Annotated in this window: 14 protein-coding genes; 7 read left to right on the top strand and 7 right to left on the bottom strand. The window is 56.1% G+C overall.

The annotated features are described in order from the left end of the window. Window positions 1–130: 130 nt before the first annotated feature. The gene (gene dnaK / locus Q0J60_RS00055; protein WP_294438143.1) at window positions 131–2,035 is read right to left on the bottom strand and encodes a molecular chaperone DnaK; all 1,905 of its coding nucleotides are present in this window, start codon (window positions 2,033–2,035) and stop codon (window positions 131–133) included. A gap of 411 nt (window positions 2,036–2,446) precedes the next feature. Here dnaK and Q0J60_RS00060 point away from each other — a divergent pair, with 411 nt between their 5' ends. From Q0J60_RS00060 to Q0J60_RS00070, 3 genes are all read left to right on the top strand, one after another. Then, window positions 2,447–3,256, top strand: coding sequence for a 4Fe-4S double cluster binding domain-containing protein (locus Q0J60_RS00060; protein WP_294438144.1), 810 nt, complete (start codon window positions 2,447–2,449; stop codon window positions 3,254–3,256). Window positions 3,257–3,473: 217 nt separating this feature from the next. Next, window positions 3,474–3,713, top strand: coding sequence for a transcriptional regulator (locus tag Q0J60_RS00065; protein WP_294438145.1), 240 nt, complete (start codon window positions 3,474–3,476; stop codon window positions 3,711–3,713). Continuing rightward, window positions 3,704–3,898 carry a hypothetical protein gene (locus Q0J60_RS00070; protein WP_294438147.1) on the top strand — a complete coding sequence of 65 codons (195 nt, stop codon included), beginning with the start codon at window positions 3,704–3,706 and terminating at the stop codon, window positions 3,896–3,898. The genes Q0J60_RS00065 and Q0J60_RS00070 overlap by 10 nt, the downstream gene beginning before the upstream one ends. 124 nt (window positions 3,899–4,022) lie before the next feature. Here Q0J60_RS00070 and Q0J60_RS00075 read toward each other — a convergent pair whose 3' ends face one another. Then, the gene (locus tag Q0J60_RS00075; protein WP_294438148.1) at window positions 4,023–5,660 is read right to left on the bottom strand and encodes a helix-turn-helix transcriptional regulator; all 1,638 of its coding nucleotides are present in this window, start codon (window positions 5,658–5,660) and stop codon (window positions 4,023–4,025) included. 234 nt (window positions 5,661–5,894) lie between these two features. On the opposite strand from Q0J60_RS00075, the gene Q0J60_RS00080 reads away from it, so the two are divergent. Next, window positions 5,895–7,613 (top strand): FAD-binding protein, encoded by a 1,719-nt coding sequence (locus Q0J60_RS00080; protein WP_294438150.1) that lies wholly within the window; start codon window positions 5,895–5,897, stop codon window positions 7,611–7,613. A 161-nt stretch (window positions 7,614–7,774) separates the two neighbouring features. Here Q0J60_RS00080 and htpG read toward each other — a convergent pair whose 3' ends face one another. Continuing rightward, window positions 7,775–9,721, bottom strand: coding sequence for a molecular chaperone HtpG (gene htpG / locus Q0J60_RS00085; RefSeq protein ID WP_294438151.1), 1,947 nt, complete (start codon window positions 9,719–9,721; stop codon window positions 7,775–7,777). A 398-nt stretch (window positions 9,722–10,119) separates the two neighbouring features. On the opposite strand from htpG, the gene Q0J60_RS00090 reads away from it, so the two are divergent. Beyond that, window positions 10,120–10,938, top strand: a complete 819-nt coding sequence (locus Q0J60_RS00090) for a metallophosphoesterase (RefSeq protein ID WP_294438152.1) — start codon at window positions 10,120–10,122, stop codon at window positions 10,936–10,938. A 25-nt stretch (window positions 10,939–10,963) separates the two neighbouring features. Beyond that, entirely contained in the window at window positions 10,964–12,193 is a 1,230-nt protein-coding gene (locus Q0J60_RS00095) for an ATP-binding protein (RefSeq protein WP_294438153.1), read from the top strand. An 84-nt stretch (window positions 12,194–12,277) separates the two neighbouring features. Here Q0J60_RS00095 and Q0J60_RS00100 read toward each other — a convergent pair whose 3' ends face one another. Then, window positions 12,278–13,267, bottom strand: coding sequence for a YaaA family protein (locus tag Q0J60_RS00100; protein WP_294438155.1), 990 nt, complete (start codon window positions 13,265–13,267; stop codon window positions 12,278–12,280). A 225-nt stretch (window positions 13,268–13,492) separates the two neighbouring features. Between Q0J60_RS00100 and Q0J60_RS00105 the strand changes: the two genes are divergently transcribed. Next, window positions 13,493–14,716 (top strand): Fic family protein, encoded by a 1,224-nt coding sequence (locus tag Q0J60_RS00105; RefSeq protein ID WP_294438157.1) that lies wholly within the window; start codon window positions 13,493–13,495, stop codon window positions 14,714–14,716. A gap of 49 nt (window positions 14,717–14,765) precedes the next feature. Here the strand turns inward: Q0J60_RS00105 and Q0J60_RS00110 are convergent, their stop codons facing one another. The 3 genes from Q0J60_RS00110 to Q0J60_RS00120 are packed head-to-tail and all read right to left on the bottom strand — an operon-like array spanning window position 14,766 to window position 16,810. Continuing rightward, complete coding sequence (locus Q0J60_RS00110; protein ID WP_294438158.1) at window positions 14,766–14,921, bottom strand: hypothetical protein; 156 nt, start codon at window positions 14,919–14,921, stop codon at window positions 14,766–14,768. Beyond that, window positions 14,911–16,554 carry a hypothetical protein gene (locus Q0J60_RS00115; protein WP_294438159.1) on the bottom strand — a complete coding sequence of 548 codons (1,644 nt, stop codon included), beginning with the start codon at window positions 16,552–16,554 and terminating at the stop codon, window positions 14,911–14,913. The genes Q0J60_RS00110 and Q0J60_RS00115 overlap by 11 nt, the downstream gene beginning before the upstream one ends. After that, entirely contained in the window at window positions 16,547–16,810 is a 264-nt protein-coding gene (locus Q0J60_RS00120) for a helix-turn-helix domain-containing protein (protein WP_294438160.1), read from the bottom strand. The genes Q0J60_RS00115 and Q0J60_RS00120 overlap by 8 nt, the downstream gene beginning before the upstream one ends. Between the last annotated feature and the right edge of the window lie 81 nt (window positions 16,811–16,891).

Here is a 16,891-nt window from a genome sequence, read left to right on the forward strand (position 1 = left end):
GCGGCATCCTCAGCCTGGGGGTTGGGGTCGCTGGCGGCAGCGGCCCCTTCCTGCTTTTCGTCGCTTCCCTCGATGGGAATTTCGCGAGCCTCGGGGGCGACCTTCTTCTCGTCGTCCTTCTCACCCATGATTACTTACCTTCGTTCTTGTCGTCCACGACCTCGTAGTCAGCCTCGATCGGGCCGTCGTCGGCCGGGTTGGCGGCGCCGGCAGCGCCCGGAGCACCCTGAGCCTGCTGCGTGCTGTACACGACCTCGGCCAGCTTGTAACCGGCCTGCTGCAGCTTCTCGCCAGCAGCCTTGATGGCCTCGATGTCGGTGCCGGCCAGAGCGTCCTTGGCCTCCTTGATGGCGTCCTCGGCGGCCTGCTTGGTCTCAGCGGGAACCTTGTCGCCCAGCTCGGACAGGGTCTGCTCGGTGGCGTTAACCAGCGAATCGGTGTTGTTGCGAGCCTCAATCTCGGCCTTACGAGCCTCGTCCTCAGCGGCATGGGCCTCAGCGTCCTTGACCATGCGGTCGACTTCGTCGTCAGACAGAGCGGTGGAGCCGCTGATGGTGATCTGCTGCTGCTTGCCGGTGCCCAGGTCCTTAGCGGACACGTTCACGATGCCGTTGGCGTCAATGTCGAACGTGACCTCGATCTGAGGCACGCCGCGACGGGCGGCCGGAATGCCGGTCAGCTGGAAGCGGCCCAGCGTCTTGTTGTCAGCAGCCATCTGGCGCTCGCCCTGCAGGACGTGAATCTCGACGGACGTCTGGTTATCGGCGGCCGTGGAGTAAATCTCGGTCTTGCGGGTGGGGATGGTGGTGTTGCGGTCGATCATCTTGGTCATCACGCCGCCCATGGTCTCAACGCCCAGCGACAGCGGGGTGACGTCCAGCAGCAGGATGCCCTCGACGTCGCCGGCCAGCACGCCGCCCTGAACGGCCGCGCCGATGGCCACGACCTCGTCAGGGTTCACCGACATGTTGGGCTGCTTGCCGGTCATGTTCTTGACCAGCTCCTGCACGGCGGGCATACGGGTGGAGCCGCCCACCAGGATAACCTCATCAATCTGGCTGGAGGTCAGGCCAGCATCCCTCAGGGCACCCTCGACAGGCTGCTTGCAGCGGTCGAGCAAATCACGCGTGATGCGCTCGAACTCGGCGCGGGTCAGCGTGTAGTCCAGGTGCTGCGGAACGCCGTCGATGGAGGTGATGAACGGCAGGTTGATGTTGGTCTGCGAGGTGCTGGACAGCTCCATCTTGGCCTTCTCGGCGCCTTCCTTCAGACGCTGCAGCGACATGGGGTCCTTACGCAGGTCAACGCCGTGGTCACTGTTGAACTTGTCGGCCAGCCAGTCGATGACGCGCTGATCCCAGTCGTCGCCGCCCAGGTGGTTGTCACCCTTGGTGGACAGAACCTCGAACACGCCGTCGCCCAGCTCCAGAATGGACACGTCGAACGTGCCGCCGCCCAGGTCGAACACCAGGATCTTCTGATCCTTGTTGGTCTTGTCCAGGCCGTAGGCCAAAGCAGCAGCAGTGGGCTCGTTGATGATACGCTTCACCTCGAGGCCAGCGATCCTGCCGGCGTCCTTGGTGGCCTGGCGCTGCGCATCGTTGAAGTACGCGGGCACGGTGATGACGGCCTCGGTGATGGTCTCGCCGACCTTGGCCTCAGCGTCAGCCTTCAGCTTCTGCAGAACCATGGCCGAAATCTCCTCCGGCGTGTAATCCTTGCCGTCGATGTCGATGACGGAACGGCCGTCCTTGCCCTTCACCACGGAGTAGGCAACGGTCTTGCGCTCTTCGGCGGTCTCATCGTAGCTACGGCCGATGAAACGCTTGACGGAAGAAATGGTGTTCTTGGGGTTGGTGACAGCCTGGTTCTTAGCCTGCTTGCCCACAACGCGCTCGCCATCCTTGCGGAAGCCCTCCACGGACGGGGTGGTGCGGTCGCCCTCGGCGTTTTCCAGGATGACGGGGTTGTTGCCGTCCATGATTGCCATGGCGGAGTTGGTGGTGCCCAAGTCGATACCCAGAATCTTGCCCATATGTCTCAGTCCTCTCTTTCGTGCGAGACCGCCCGGCGCTGCGCCCTGCCTCTTAGCCCGGCGCCCGCTTCAAGCGGCCTCACGTGGCGGGTTCCCCCGCCGACTGTTATTACCTGTTTCTTCGTGCATTCAAGGCGCTTAACCTTTCTGCACGATTGACAATATAAAATCTAAGTGCTTCATTGTCAACTTATCTCACAAGTTATTTTTCATGTTACCTAGTTGTTGAATTGAGAGGATTGTTGAGCGTCTGGTTCATCATGCACATTCTTTATGGCAACGACGGATGCGGGGGTTTGCAAAATCGGATTCTGTTCTATCACTCACCCAAAAACGAGGCCCGCATGCTGCAATATGTTGCATACTGCAATATATTGCATGTCGGGCAGTTGGGTTTGGAGGCAGACGAGCATGGAGAACGTCGCGAACACGCAGGGTACCGGCTCAACCAATCTTCTTGAAGAGCTGGAATCCGTGCTGACAGGAAGCGGCGCAGCGCTTGTCGGGGTGGCCGACTTACGCGATATTGCTTCTGCGTCCGCAGGCCAGACGCAACGAAGCTCCTCCAACCATGCGAATGAGCGCGCGCCCGAAGACCCCCTTTTCTACCCTGTGGGCATATCCGTTGCCGTACCTGTGCCGGCCGAAATTGTCGCGGGCATTCGCGAGGCACCGACCGTCGCTTACGCGCAGGCATATCGCGATCTGAATGCGCAGCTTGATGCGATCGTGCTGGCAGGCGAGCGGTTTTTGACCAGCCACGGATACCGCGCGTTCGCCCTCACCAAGGCCCGCGCGGGAAAGACCAAAATCAATCGCTATGAAACGCTGCTCCCCCATAAGACCGTGGCATGCCTTGCAGGCCTGGGGTGGATCGGCAAAAGCTGCCTTCTGGTGACGCCCGAGTACGGCCCCGCCGTGCGCATTTCCACCTTGCTCACCGACGCGCCCCTGCACTGCGCAAAGCCCATGCTTGAACCGCGCTGCGGCGCCTGTATGCAGTGCGCCAAAGCCTGCCCCGGGCACGCTATCAAAGGGATGCTCTGGCGGGCAGGCTCCAGCCGCGACGATCGGCTGGACCTCAAGGCATGCGTCGCCCACATGGAGCAGGTGTCACGCGGCCTGGAGCAAGACCTCATCTGTGGCGCTTGTATCGCCGCCTGCCCTTATACGCAGCGATACATCAAACGCATGCAGAAAGGCACAATCAGCAGTAAATAGCTACGCTCGCCATACCTCGCTTTGCATGGCGAAAAAACCAACTACCCTTTTATTACAGCAGACAAGGCCATACACGATGCAGGAAACCACCGAGCAAAAGTAGTGCAGCCTGAGTTTCATACTGGACAAATCGGAAATTAGCCCGTTCGTGATAATTGGAAATAGTTGCTTGGTTAATATCCCGATTGGGAAAATATAGAAGGAGCAATCGCAATCCATGATGAGACCGGTAATCGCTTACACCCCCGAAGATATCGGGAAAGCCATTCGCGCGCGCAGGAAGAAGCTTGGCTATACGATGCAAGAAGTCGCCGAGTTTAATCAGTGCAGCCTTCGGTTCGTAAGCGAGCTTGAACGCGGAAAACCCGGTGCCGGACTTGGCCTTACGCTCAAAATAGCCAACAGCGTAGGCCTAGACATCGCCACCATCGAACGAGGAAGTGGCGTATGGGAATAACGGTCTTCTGGAAGCAATTCGCGGAAGATATCGGGGTGCCGTCCGAGTGGGTCATCGGTGAAAAGGAGCGGATGTCCAACGTCATCCAGGATAGCTGCCATTCTTTTGCGCGTTCGCTACCCGCAGATATGCTAGACGAATTTCGCCGCATTATCGACGATGCCAAACCGCGGCTTACTCTATAGGAAAGGCCCGACGGATGTCCGTCGGGCCTTTGGGATTGCCGCATTTATCGCGCTTACCTATTTCATCAAGCTCGCGATCTGGTTGGCGAAGGCTACCGGATCGGGAACGGTATCCCGCAGCTATCTACTTCACAACCTCGTACTCTCTTTCGACAATACTGATTAGCTCCTGTTGAGAATGGACGTCGAGCTTTGCGTAGATATGACGAACATGCGTTTTCACGGTATTGTGAGAAAGCACAAGCTTCTCCTGAATGATTAGGCTTGTTCGTCCGCGAGCGAGCAGCTCAAAAACCTCGGCTTCACGCGCCGTCAGACCGAATCGCTCGGCAACCGAGGAGCACGCGCTTTCGAAATCCTCTCCTTTCGTTGCCGGCAAAAAATCTTCGTTAGCAGCGTTTTGCCGCCCAGCATCGCAACCGCAACAGCCAGGGACAAACCCGTCTACTGCCGCATTGGCACGATTACCAGTTGCCGTATCATCCGCATGCACTTCTCGCTTGAGTTTGTAATCGGCGCCACGCTCCGCCGGAGCTTGAGCTTCAAGACAATCGACATGCGCAGGCACAATTCCCCCAATTGCGCGTGAAAAACTAAACCGTTCCGCTCCTATATAGTTGAACGCTATAAACACGAAGGCTATTACCATGGTGACCCATGCCGCAGCGGCTGGAGTGGTCTCGCCCATGCGTGCGGCAGCCTGCGCAATAGGAGCACCGACACCAATACCCACCCACTGCACTGCGAAAGCCGTCGTCGCAACAGACACAGCACCCAACCTATTGCGCGCACCCGCAACAGCCACTAGGCAATACAGCAGCATCGAAAACAAATCGGATCCCGAGTTGAGAAACGCTGCGTTCATTTGTCGACCAAGCATGGCGTTTTCGAAGAAAACCAAAGGCGCAGTAAGAAAGCCAGCGAACGCAAGCAAAGCGGCAGCCTTGTACACCGAGTCGAATGATGCAGCCCCACGAACTGCACCAACAACGAACGCTATGCTTACGGGCAGAAAGGATGCCAGTGTAAAAGTGGGCTCCATGCGCTGCGTTTCTCCTGAAACAGCAAACCCGCAAGCTACGCTGAACAGAAAAACCGCCACATACACAAAACTCGAAAGCGGCAAATACGACGACGGACTCGTTACATTAAGCACCGTGGGAGCCACGGAATCGTGAATCGCGCAAAGCGTTTTGCGGGCCAGAGGGCGAACAAGCACATAGCTCGCGACGAGCGAAGCCATGAACGCAATCGATGCGCACGGCACATCAAGAAAAACGCCTGCTGCCATCACGCCCATGCGAACCGCATAGTCAACAAGAAAAGCGCCCGGGACAACAAGGAGCACCTGTCTCGCAGCGAGGCTTGGCAGAGCAGCGCCTACAAGCACCGAAAGCCAGATTCCCGCGATTCCGCCAAGGGGACTTCCCGCGAGTATCGCCGTCTCATTCGCTGATACCGTGCCCCATGAAAGCATGCTCGCCGAAACAACGCCTGCGACGAACACCGCAGTCGTCCAAATCGTCTCGTTCATTGCCGACGGCCTGTGCCATGCCACCATGGCAACCACGACCGAGAACACCACACCACCGTATGTCGTAATTTCACGCGCCACAGGAAAGACCCCCGCAATGGGCGGAAAGAGGAACGTATTCAAAATATAGGAGGAAAATAACACGAGTGCCAAGGCGGCACATACGCGAGCCGAATCCCGCGATGACGAACTTTGGACTTCGCAAATTCCCTTAAATTGAAGCTCCATATACAACCCTCCCAACAATCAACAAAAGTGTATCGGAATACGGGATCTAGGTCTTTCAAAAAGGTCACCCTCTAGGGGCTATTTTTTTCTCTATACATGTTATTTTTCCTGGTCATTGAATCATTTTTATATTCACGATACCAGGGTGACGTTCTCGGTCCGATTTTTTCGTAGTGTGTGCTGCGTAGCTTAAGGGCTGCATCGTATACATGCATTAAGCATAAGGAGGGAACCATGGGAACTGAAAGTACTTCGAGGAGCGGTATTTCACGTCGGAGCTTTCTGACGGGCGCAGCGCTTACTGGGGTTGCCGCAGCAGGCGCGAGTCTCGTCGGCTGCTCGCCTTCGTCAAGCACGAGCAAATCCGAGTCGACGTCAAACGCGGACGTCATCGACTCCGCTAGCCCCTCGTGGCTTGGCGCCGAGCCAGAAATCGCCGAAAGCGACATCACGAAGACTGAGGAAACTGACTTCCTCGTAATTGGCGCGGGCACCGCTGGCATGTGCGCCGCAGGCACTGCGGCAGAACTCGGCATGAACTTCATTCTTGCCGAGAAAAATGACAAGGTTCCCGAGACTCGCGAATATTTAGGCATAGTAAATTCCAAAGCCGCGTTGGCGCAAGGCGGCGAAGTTGACAGCATGAAGCTGCTCAACGAGCTGACGCGTTACGCATCGGGCAAATGCAACCAGGACGTCATCAAAGTTTGGATTGACGAATCGGCCGAGCTGTTCGATTGGATCGATCCGAAAATGCAAGCAGTCGGCAAGCAGGTCGTGGTCGACATGCCAGCCGACCACGAAACCGGCGGTACCGATTACATGCTCCCCGTGCTGCAGCATGTTTGGCTCACCCCATATTCTGAACCCATGCGCAACGACGTGTTGCTCTCCCTTGTTCAAGAAAAGTCACCTGAGAGCGTACATTTCGGCTATGAATTGGTGAAGCTCGTCCATGAAGACGGCAAAGTGATGGGCGCCATTTTCAACACGTCCGAAGGCTATGTGCAAATCAATGCCAAAAATACGCTGCTCGCTACGGGTGGCTATCCTGCGAACCCAGTAATGATGAATGCCCTGCAGCCAGCTGCCGTCGGATGCTGCACCGCATCAAGTTTTAACCCGGCCGACAACGGTACTGGCCTGAAGGCTGGCATATGGGCAGGTGGCGTGAAAGATCCCGATGCGGCACCTATGATTTTCGACCGCGGAGCCGTAGAAGTTGGCGTCGATTGTGGCTATGTAGGTGAGGGGGATGACGCGGCATTCCCCGGCACTATCTATCAGGAAAACATCGGTAGCCAGCCGTTCATGAAGGTGAACCGGAACGGGGTTCGCTTCGCCAACGAATCGGCACCCTACGATACATTCTGCTTCCAAGCCGGTCAGCAGCCCGGCGGCGTGTGGTGCCAGATTTTTGACGGCAATGCAAGCGAAGACATCATTCGATTCTCGACCATCGGATGCTCAGCCTTCGCCAACCAGATGATGGCAGCTGGCATGCCGGTCGAGGAATTCGTCGCAACATCACGCGACGCGGGATTTTTGAAGAAAGCCGACACCATTGAGGAACTCGCCGACATGTTGGGCTTCGAAGGCGAAGCAAAGACCAACTTCCTGGAACAGGTCGACCGCTACAACCAGCAATTCGATGCCCAGGTCGATGACGACTACGGCAAAGAAGCGTATCGCCTTTCCGCCATTCGCACCGCACCGTTCTATGGCCTGTGGTTCGGCGGCACGCTGTTGACCACTATCGACGGCCTCCGTATCAACGGCGACTGCCAGGTGCTTGACATCAACGGAGCGCCCATCGAAGGTCTCTACGCAGCCGGCGATGTTTCGGGCAGCTTCTTCAGCGGCAACTATCCCGAGTACATCGTTGGAGTCGCTTCGGGCCGCTCTTCAACCCAGGGTCGCCATGTCGCACGCAAGCTCGCCGGTGACTTGTAATTTTCGATATCCCCGCCGCGGGTCGTCCCCTCCCTAGACCCGCAACAAGAAAGGCCCCTGCGACATCGAACTGCGCCCCAGTCCAAGAACCGGGGCGCAGTTCACACCGCAAGGGCCTTTTATTTAATCAGCATTTCGTAGTAGCTGAATCTTACCCGAACCTACTTCATCAAGCTGGCGATCTGGTTGGCGAAGGCGACCGGATCGGGCACGGGCATGCCTTCTACCAGCAGCGCCTGGTTGTACAGCAGGCCGGCATAGGTCTTCACCTTGTCGGCATCGCCCGCCTCCTGGGCGGCCTTGAGCGTCGCAAAGATCGGATGCTGAGCGTTAATCTCAAGCACGCGCTGGCTCTTGATCTCGTCGCCGGCGTCGGGCATCTGCGAGAGAATCTTCTCCATCTCAAGCGACAGCGGACCTTCGGTGGTGATGCACGCCGGCGCGTCGTCGGCCGAGGTCAGACGCGTAGAAACACCCACGCGGGTCACCTCGTCGCCTAGTGCGTCCTTCATGGCGCCAAACAAGCTCTCGGCCTCCTTTGCGGCTTCCTCGGCGGCCTTCTTCTCGTCCTCGGACTCAAGGCCCAAGTCGCCGGACGCCACGTTCTTCAGCGGCTTCTCGGTGAATTCCTCGCCCTCGACGGCAGGCTTGCCGTACGACTGCATGGCTTGGAAGCAGAACTCGTCCACATCCTGGGTGCACAGCAGCACGTCGTAGCCCTTGTTCATGACGGCCTTGACCACCGGCATCTTCGCCAGGCGCTCGACGGAATCGCCCGCGGCGTAGAAGATGGAATCCTGGCCCTCGGGCATGGCGTCCACGTACTCGTCGAGCGTGACCATCTTCTGCTCCTTGGCGGAGTAGAACAGCAGCAGGTCGGCCAGCTCGCCCTTGTTCATGCCGTAGCTCATGTAGATGCCGTACTTCAGGCCGCGGCCGAAGTTCTCGAAGAACTTCTCATAGGCCTCGCGGTCGTTGTCGCGCATGTTGGCGAGCTCGCCCTTGATCTTCTTCTCGAGCTTCTTGGCGATGGCGCGCAGCTGGCTGTTGTGCTGCAGGGTCTCGCGGGAGATGTTGAGCTGTAGATCCTGGCTGTCCACCACGCCGCGGACGAAGTTGAAGTAGTCGGGCAGAAGCTCCTCGCACTTCTCCATGATGAGTACGTTGGAGCTGTAGAGCGCCAGGCCCTTCTTGTAGTCCTTGCTGTACAGGTCGAACGGCGCGCGGCTGGGGATGAACATCAGCGCGTCGTAGGTCAGCGCGCCTTCGGCATGCACCTTGATCGTGCGCGCCGGGTCGCTGAAATCATGGAAGTCGGATTTGTAGAACTCGTTGTACTCTTCCTGAGTCACGTCCTGCTTGCTGCGCTTCCAGATGGGCACCATGGAGTTGATGGTTTCCGTTTCGGTGTAGTGCTCGTACTCGGGTTTGTAGTCGTCACCGGCGTCTTCGGGCTTGGGCTTCTGGCGCGTCTTGGAGCACTCCATGGTGATGGGATAACGCACATAATTGCTGTACTTCTTGATGAGGTTCTTCAGGCCCCACTCGGACAGGTAGGCGTCGTAATCGTCCTCATCGGTGTTGTCTTTGAGCGTGAGGATGACGTCAGTGCCGTGCCCCTCGCGGGTCGTCTCGCTGATGGTGTAGCCCTCGATACCGTCGCTCTTCCACTCCCACGCCTCGTCGGAGCCGAACGCGCGCGACACCACGCGCACCTCCTTGGCCACCATGAAGCTGGAGTAGAAGCCCACGCCAAACTGGCCGATGATGTCCACGTCGTCGCCCTGGGCCTCGGCGTTTTCGGACTTGAACTCGAGCGAGCCGGAATGCGCGATGGTGCCCAGGTTCTTATCCATCTCGTCCTTGGTCATGCCGATGCCAGAGTCGGACACGGTGACGGTGCGGGCATCCTTGTCGAAAGACACGTGGATGGTCAGCTCGTCCTTGCCCAGGCTCACATCGGAATCGGTCAGGCTCTTGAAATAGAGCTTGTCAACGGCGTCGGATGCGTTGGAGATGAGCTCGCGCAGGAAGATTTCGCGGTTGGTGTAGATCGAGTTGATCATGAGGTCGAGCAGCTTCTTGCTCTCTGTCTTGAACTTTTTCATGTGGCTCAGGTCCTTCTTTCCTTAACGCGTATGCATGCCGAAGAGACGGGCGGCACCTCGCAACCCTTCGGGTGGGTTCGCGGCGATTACCGCACGCCAGGCAAGCGGATTGGCGCCGTACACGCGACGGTTGCCGCTTTGTACGCGACCGGTGCGCTTCGCGGAGTTTGCTCGCCCTTCGACTTCGTTCCAAAAATTAGCACTCGAAGACTCCGAGTGCTAAAACGTGATTGTAGCCACGCGCGCGAAGGTGTCAACCCGCCCGCCCGCGACGTCATGCAATGTTGACGATTCGTTGCCGACGCATGAAGCCTGCGGTCCATGCCCATGCGAGCAAGTGCACCCCTTTCCCATCGTCGTGCGCTACACTTTGCGAAACCCCGACGAAGGGAGAACTCGTGATCTACGTTGTCTCCGATATCCACGGCCGCTACGACAAGTGGCAAGAACTCTTGCATACCATCAAGCCCACCTGGGCAGATACCATCTACGTGCTGGGCGACACCATAGACCGCGGGCCCGAGGGCCTCAAAACGCTGCTTGAGATGGCGGATATGCCTAACGTGATTCACCTGCTGGGCAATCACGAGTTCATGCTCATGAGCGTGCTGCCTATGCTGCTCGCGCATCTGACCGACGAAGTCGTCAACGACCTTGATCAAAGCAGCAACGCCATCGCTATGCTGGCAAATTACATGGCCAATGGCGGCGAGACAACGGCCGATGAGCTCAGCCGACTCGACGCAATTGAGCGCAAGAAGGTCCGTGCGTACATCCTGGGCATGAGCGCGTTCGAAGAAATCGAGGTGCGCGACAAAACGTACTTGCTTGTGCATGCGGGGCTGGACAACTTCGCCCCTGAAAAACCGCTCGAGGAATACGACCTACACGATTTTCTATGGGTGAGGCATGACGTGCGAAAACGGTATTACCCCGATAAAACAGTCGTGTTTGGACATACGCCCACGCGAAAGATTCGTCAGAAGTACGGTATAGGAGTCGGAGCCGGAACCGGCGACATGTGCGTAAATAGCCAAACAGACCTCGGTATTCGCATGGGCACCAAGAGCTCGATCTGCATTCATGCAGCCGACAATGACGCAAGCGAGAACAGCATCATAGTGGCACCTGGCATGATCGCCATCGATTGCGGCTGCGGCCATGGCGGCCCCTTAGGCTGTCTTTGCCTCGACACCATGGAGCGCGTGTACGTGTAGCCGAGAACGATAAAAGAGCGAGCTCATGCACAAAAATGGGATGAGCGTTTCCCGCGAAGCCATAACGTCATCCAAAGACACCGATGCTTCCCCAATTGACAAAAAGGAAAAAAAGGAAAGAATAGGAAAAAAAGGAAAACCTCAGGAGGACGCCGTGGTAGCTGATACGATTTTTTCTCCTTCTTTTGGGAATAGGCCTTCTTATCTGGTCGGGCGTGAAACCATCATTCGAGAGTTCATGCATGGGCTCGAAAGTGAGCCCGGCAATCGAGACCGCGCGATGGTTCTTCTGGGGCAACGCGGAAGCGGGAAAACCGTTCTTCTCTGGGAATTGGCCGATAGGGCTTCTGCCTCAGGATTCGTTGTTGCAACGCCAACGGTAACATCCGAGGGAATGCTTGAGCGCATCGTCGAAAAAATACAGGAAGACGGAGAGAGATACGTAAAACGCCGTCGTACTCATCTGACGGGCGGAACCCTTGGCGCACTCGGTTCTTCCGCCGGACTTGAGTTCGGCCGAGAGGTCCAAGAAACAAAGAGCTTCCAGTTCAAACTGGCCCAGCTCGCCCGAAAGCTCACCGAGCACGGACATGGCATTCTTATTCTTGTAGATGAACTGCAGGCAAACTCGAACGAAATCCGTCAGCTCGTCATCGCCTATCAGGAGCTTGTTGGCGAGCGGCTCAATATTGCGCTAGTCATGGCGGGACTTCCGGGAGCAGTTTCGGCGACTCTTAACGACAAGGTGCTGACGTTTCTTAATCGCGCACGGAAGGTATCGCTTCCACCCCTCGCGATAAGCGATGTAGATGCCTTTTACGACCAGGCATTTCGCAAACTGGGAATTCACATCTCTTCGAGTTTGCGCCTTCAATCAGCACAAAGCACGCAGGGATCCCCCTATCTGCTTCAGCTTATTGGGCACAATATTGTCTTGCGTGCGTCAGATGGCGAAGTTAACGAGGACGTCCTAGAGGCAGCAACGCATGCTGCTCGAGTAGATTTCGAAAACGACGTATGCAAAACCACGCTTTCAGCGCTGTCGGAGAAGGACCGAGAATTCCTCACAGCGATGGCCCAAGATGACGGGCTTAGCGCGATAGGCGATATCGCCGACCGCCTCGACGTGACGACCGATTATGCGCAGAAGTACCGCAGGCGTCTAATCGATGCCGGCGTTATTCAGCCAGCGGGCCGAGGTAAAGTAGAATTCGCTGTACCACACCTCCGAGACTTCTTGCAAAAAGAGCTTTGATCTCGTGCTTTTTTCGAGGACGGCCTTTGCGCCCTGCGTGCAAAGTGTCCCACTCGCTCAAATGCCGTTACCAGCGACAATCGTCTAGCGCACGAAAACGAGTGTGTCTTTATCGGAGCGCTCTTCGTCGAATCGATAGCCACCCACGTCGAAACGAGGGAAATCGGACACGTGCTCGATGGCGTTTTCGGCGCACCAGCGCACGAAGGTGCCACGCGCGGCCTTGGCCTCGGTCGCGCGCTGCGCGAACTTGCCGTTTTTCATGCTGCCGAAGAGACACGTAACGTAACGCGGCCCGCCCTGTTTCGCAGCGACCTTCGCGTACGGCTCAATCGCCTTGGCGTATTCGACGGACGCAAGGTTGACGATGGCGCGGTCAGCCTGAGCGAACGACTCAACGCTGATTTTGGCGTCCGTCGACGAAGCGTCACTCTCTGCGCCCGCAGCAGCATTCGTACCCTGAGAAGCCGAAACACCCAGGTCATCGCAAAGCGCATCATAGATGCGCGAGCCCCAGAACTCATATAAGTTACGCGTCGGCTCGCCGCTCGATTCACGCGGCATCGAAAGCTTCGCCTGCATCTCCAGGCGATACGGAGTCACGCCGTCGAACGGACGCACCACGCCATAGAAGCCGGAGAGAATGCGCAGATGCGCCTGCACATACTCAAGCTGTTCCGCCGTCATGACCTGCGGTGCCATGTTCTGATACTGAATGCCCTCGTAGGAAAAGACGGCCGGCGTAAGGAAGCGTTGCCAGCCAGGCAGCACGTTCCGCGCCGCGCCCTCTGCTTCAGCCCTTGCCTCCAACGGCTTAGCGTCGTCCGCATTGCCGCCCATGCAAGAGGCGCCGTTATCCGCGTTTTCGCCCAAATCCATATGCTGCACGCGATCGAAGTTGAGCTGAGCTAGCGCATCGCTGCACGCCCATAGCTCCTTGAGCTCCTCGTACGACATGCCCCGCAACGCGCCCAGCAGCTCGCGCGCCTGCGGAAGAAACCGCGGCAAATCTCGCCACGCAAACGCATCGGATGCATCCACCATCTTCTTAGCAGGAGAGACTATGAACAGCATACAAGGGCCTTTCTTATCTTTAAGATTCCCAACAATTGGAAAGAACGCCTAGATTCCCAAGTTTTATCTTTAATTTCAGCGATTTTTAAAGATAAGACTTCTGATTACTGACTCTTATCTTGAAAAATCACGATTTTTCAAGATAAGAACTCGATTCGACTTCTCCATCTTTTATTATTGTCCATATTTCAAATTAAGGCTCAATTGAAACAAGAGGCAAACAACATGTCCAACTATCTCGAGCTCTCGAAAATCTACCATAAGGCCGGCAACGATGGCGATTCCGAACTCGAAGCGGCATACCAAGCGCGATTCAACGCCGAGTCGACTTTTAGGACCGGCCTCATCACCAGTGGACACGAGCTTTTTCTGACCATGACTCATGAGCTTTCTCTGCTCACGGAGCGCATCCTTAGGAAAGAGAGGCGTGTCTCCAACATGCTGAGGCGCCTCCCCGCCATTGCCCATACCTCTCTCGTTCGCGATCTCATCATGGACGAGATTGTGTACTCAAATGAAATCGAAGGCATTCATAGCACACGCAAACAAATCGGTGAAGTTCTCGAAAGCATCCAGAGGAACGACCAAAGCCCAGAACTCAGACGGTTCAGGGAATTTGCTCGGCTGTATCTCCAAATCAGCGACGAATCCCATAAAGAGCCTGCTTCTCCGGAAGACATCCGCGAAATCTACGACCTCATTATGGATGGCGAGCTTAGCGAAGATGAAACCTCTGATGGAAAAATCTTTCGAAAGGATTCCGTCGAAATTATCGGCAGCGGGAAAAGCGTGCACACGGGTGTAAATCCAGAAAGCGCCATCATCGAATACGTAGATAAGCTTCTTAATCTGATGAGGTCAGATGCGATGCCGGGGCTTTATAGCGCTGCTATTTTCCACTACGTGTTCGAGTATATTCACCCGTTTTACGACGGCAATGGAAGAACAGGGAGATATCTGCTGGCTCTGCATTTAAGCAAGGTTCTTTCGATTTCGACCGCGCTCTCGCTTTCGCGGACGATCGCCGAGGACAAAGGCGCCTATTACCGCGGCTTTAGGTCGGTTGAAAACCGTTTGAACAGAAGTGATGCGACGCCTTTTGTGATTATGATTCTGGAGTTTATAGACCGCGCGCAAGACGATATGCTCGATAGGCTCGACAGCAGTATTATGGATCTTGAGCGCGCTACGAATGCCTTGAAGGAATATCACCTTGCTCATTCCGAACTGGAAGAAAAAGAATGTGCGGTTCTGTACTTGATGTTACAAGTGAAACTGTTCGGTGCATTCAGCAATATGTCTATCCATGAGATGGCTGATTATCTTGGCTGCAGCGCGCAAACCGCACGCAAATATACGCAGTCGCTTGAAGGCAAAGGCCTAATCGAAGCAAGGTCAAGGCGTCCCCTTGCGTTCGAGTTGACGAAAGAGGCAGAGGAGCTATTTTAGGATGAGGCAGGCAGGGCGTTGCCACAATCGGAGTAACGCCCGTTTGCCATTAATCAATCGCCCCTTCAAAATACTCGTAGATATCTTCACGAACCGGCGGATCCACATCGAGAGTGAAATTGACCACAGGTGCCTTACCGCCTTTACCGTCGGGGGCCAACCCTGAGGCAAACGGCGGAGCGCTGTCCGGCTCTTTACTCAGCATACCTAAGCCCAGTAATCTCCTGGTAGCGTCGCTTCAGCGTGTATGCATCGGGGAGCCTCGAAATCCTTTGATGAATCAACTTATCAAAACCCGGCAAGTCTGCGGCGACCGCATTGATGCCGCCGGCGACATCAAGCAAGTCGAAATACGTCATGAATCGGAACTCAAACGGAACGCCCTCGATCTCCTCAGCATAGCCGTCGTGGAAGTTAACTAGTCGTGAGATGTCATGGGCGACGTATGTGACACCAACAGTCGCATCGTAGGGTTCGTTACGTAGCTTCGCCTGATGCTTACGATATAGCACGGTTTCGTGCAGCGAGTTGATATGCGCCTGTATGTACTCGTCTCGCAAACTCCCTCCATGGGCCTCGTACGCCTCGATATGCGAACGGTTTGAAAGTTCCAGGTACTCAACATCACCGTATTTGCGCCCCGAGGCGTTAGTCTCATTAACAGAAGAACCGAGACCTCTCGCGAACCAGCCCTCTTCTGGATGGATACAACGAGTAAGGAAGTCCACCAAGCGTTGGTCAAGGACGCCTTTTGTCAAACTATTCGCGGCGCCAACGCATTCGATGAAAGCCTTAATGGAGTCGCAGCCAATCGCCTCCAGAGGCGTCTTCACCTGCCGAGAGTCGGCAATGAGAATCAAATAGCAACGAATGACATGCGCAACGCGCCTTCTCGTTGTGTAGGGCAACTCGGCCAGAATGTCGAAAGCGTCGGCAAGCACGATCGAACCGTTCCCGGTCTGGCGGGAGAGTTTCGTCTCGGCCCACGCCTCATCAAGTGAGTAAACGGACTTCGCATTGTTGAGATATGGATTCTCCTGAGTGGGGTGGTACATGGAGTTCCAAAGAGCCTTCACATTATTCGAGCGAGGGGCGCACTCGTAGATCGCCCTACCGGGAAACCTGTCAACCATCTCAAGCGTGAGTAACTCGAAGTAGAGCATAAACTGATATGGCTCGAAGGGAATGAGGCCAAGTTCGATGATATCGTCGGCAAGTACGTCGCATCTTGAGAAAGACCCGAGGAGGCCTCTGAATGTATCTCCGGCATCGCCGGGTTCTGTATCACCGAACAAAGCGGCCACGTCTGCAACGTCGGCTTCATGTATCGCCACGATTCTCTCAGAACTGAAGGGCGGATTGATTCCGATGGAGCTAATTACAGCATTGATTGCGTCAATAGTTGTAGTGGGGACGTTGAGAATGGCTCTGATCCTGTCGAGGCCGAGATGCTGCTCCACGACGAGGGTGCGAATAAGAGGAGCGCAGCCAATCAAGGCGATTGCGTGGCCCTTCTTCATGAACTGCTTCTTCTCGAGCTTCTCCTCGAGCTTGAAGTAGTTATTTGCCAGCTCTTTCATCCCGTGATCAACGCCGACCGCAACGCGAACGACGTCCTTCAATTCCTTCGAGGGCCTATCGGAGTTCTCCAGCCAAAACCCCCACATCTCGCTGAAGCGATCGGGGATCTCCTCAATAGGAATCCTGATATCTTCAGGGGCATTCTCGTAATAGTCCGCGACCAGCTTCGCTGCGTCGTCCATAGAATTAGGGTCGATGGGCAACGAAGCCGCCGAAAGTACCTCACGGATATCCGATGTGTTTGTCGCGTTACTCATCTACTCGCTCCCATAAAGGTTGCGGCTCATGCGCGAGAAGACCGTCGAGGTCATCACTCACCGCGCCAAAAGTCAGTCCGCAGGCACAAAGGACCCGGGAAAGTTCGACAACGGTCATTCGCTTGGAGCCATTTTCCAGTTTCGATATCGACGCTTGCTGGGTGCCCAGCGTCTCAGCGAGCGCCGCCTGCGAAATCCCCGAGTTCTTCCGCCATTCAGCGACGAGCCGTCCGAGGGAAAGGCTGAAGTCGTCCACGAAAACCCCTTTCCGGTCGCAGTCTATACCCATATATGATATCATCCCATGAGCTCATTCCAATATGGAATGAGCTCTACT

It is taken from the genome of uncultured Slackia sp. (assembly GCF_944321625.1).
Lineage (GTDB): Bacteria > Actinomycetota > Coriobacteriia > Coriobacteriales > Eggerthellaceae > Slackia.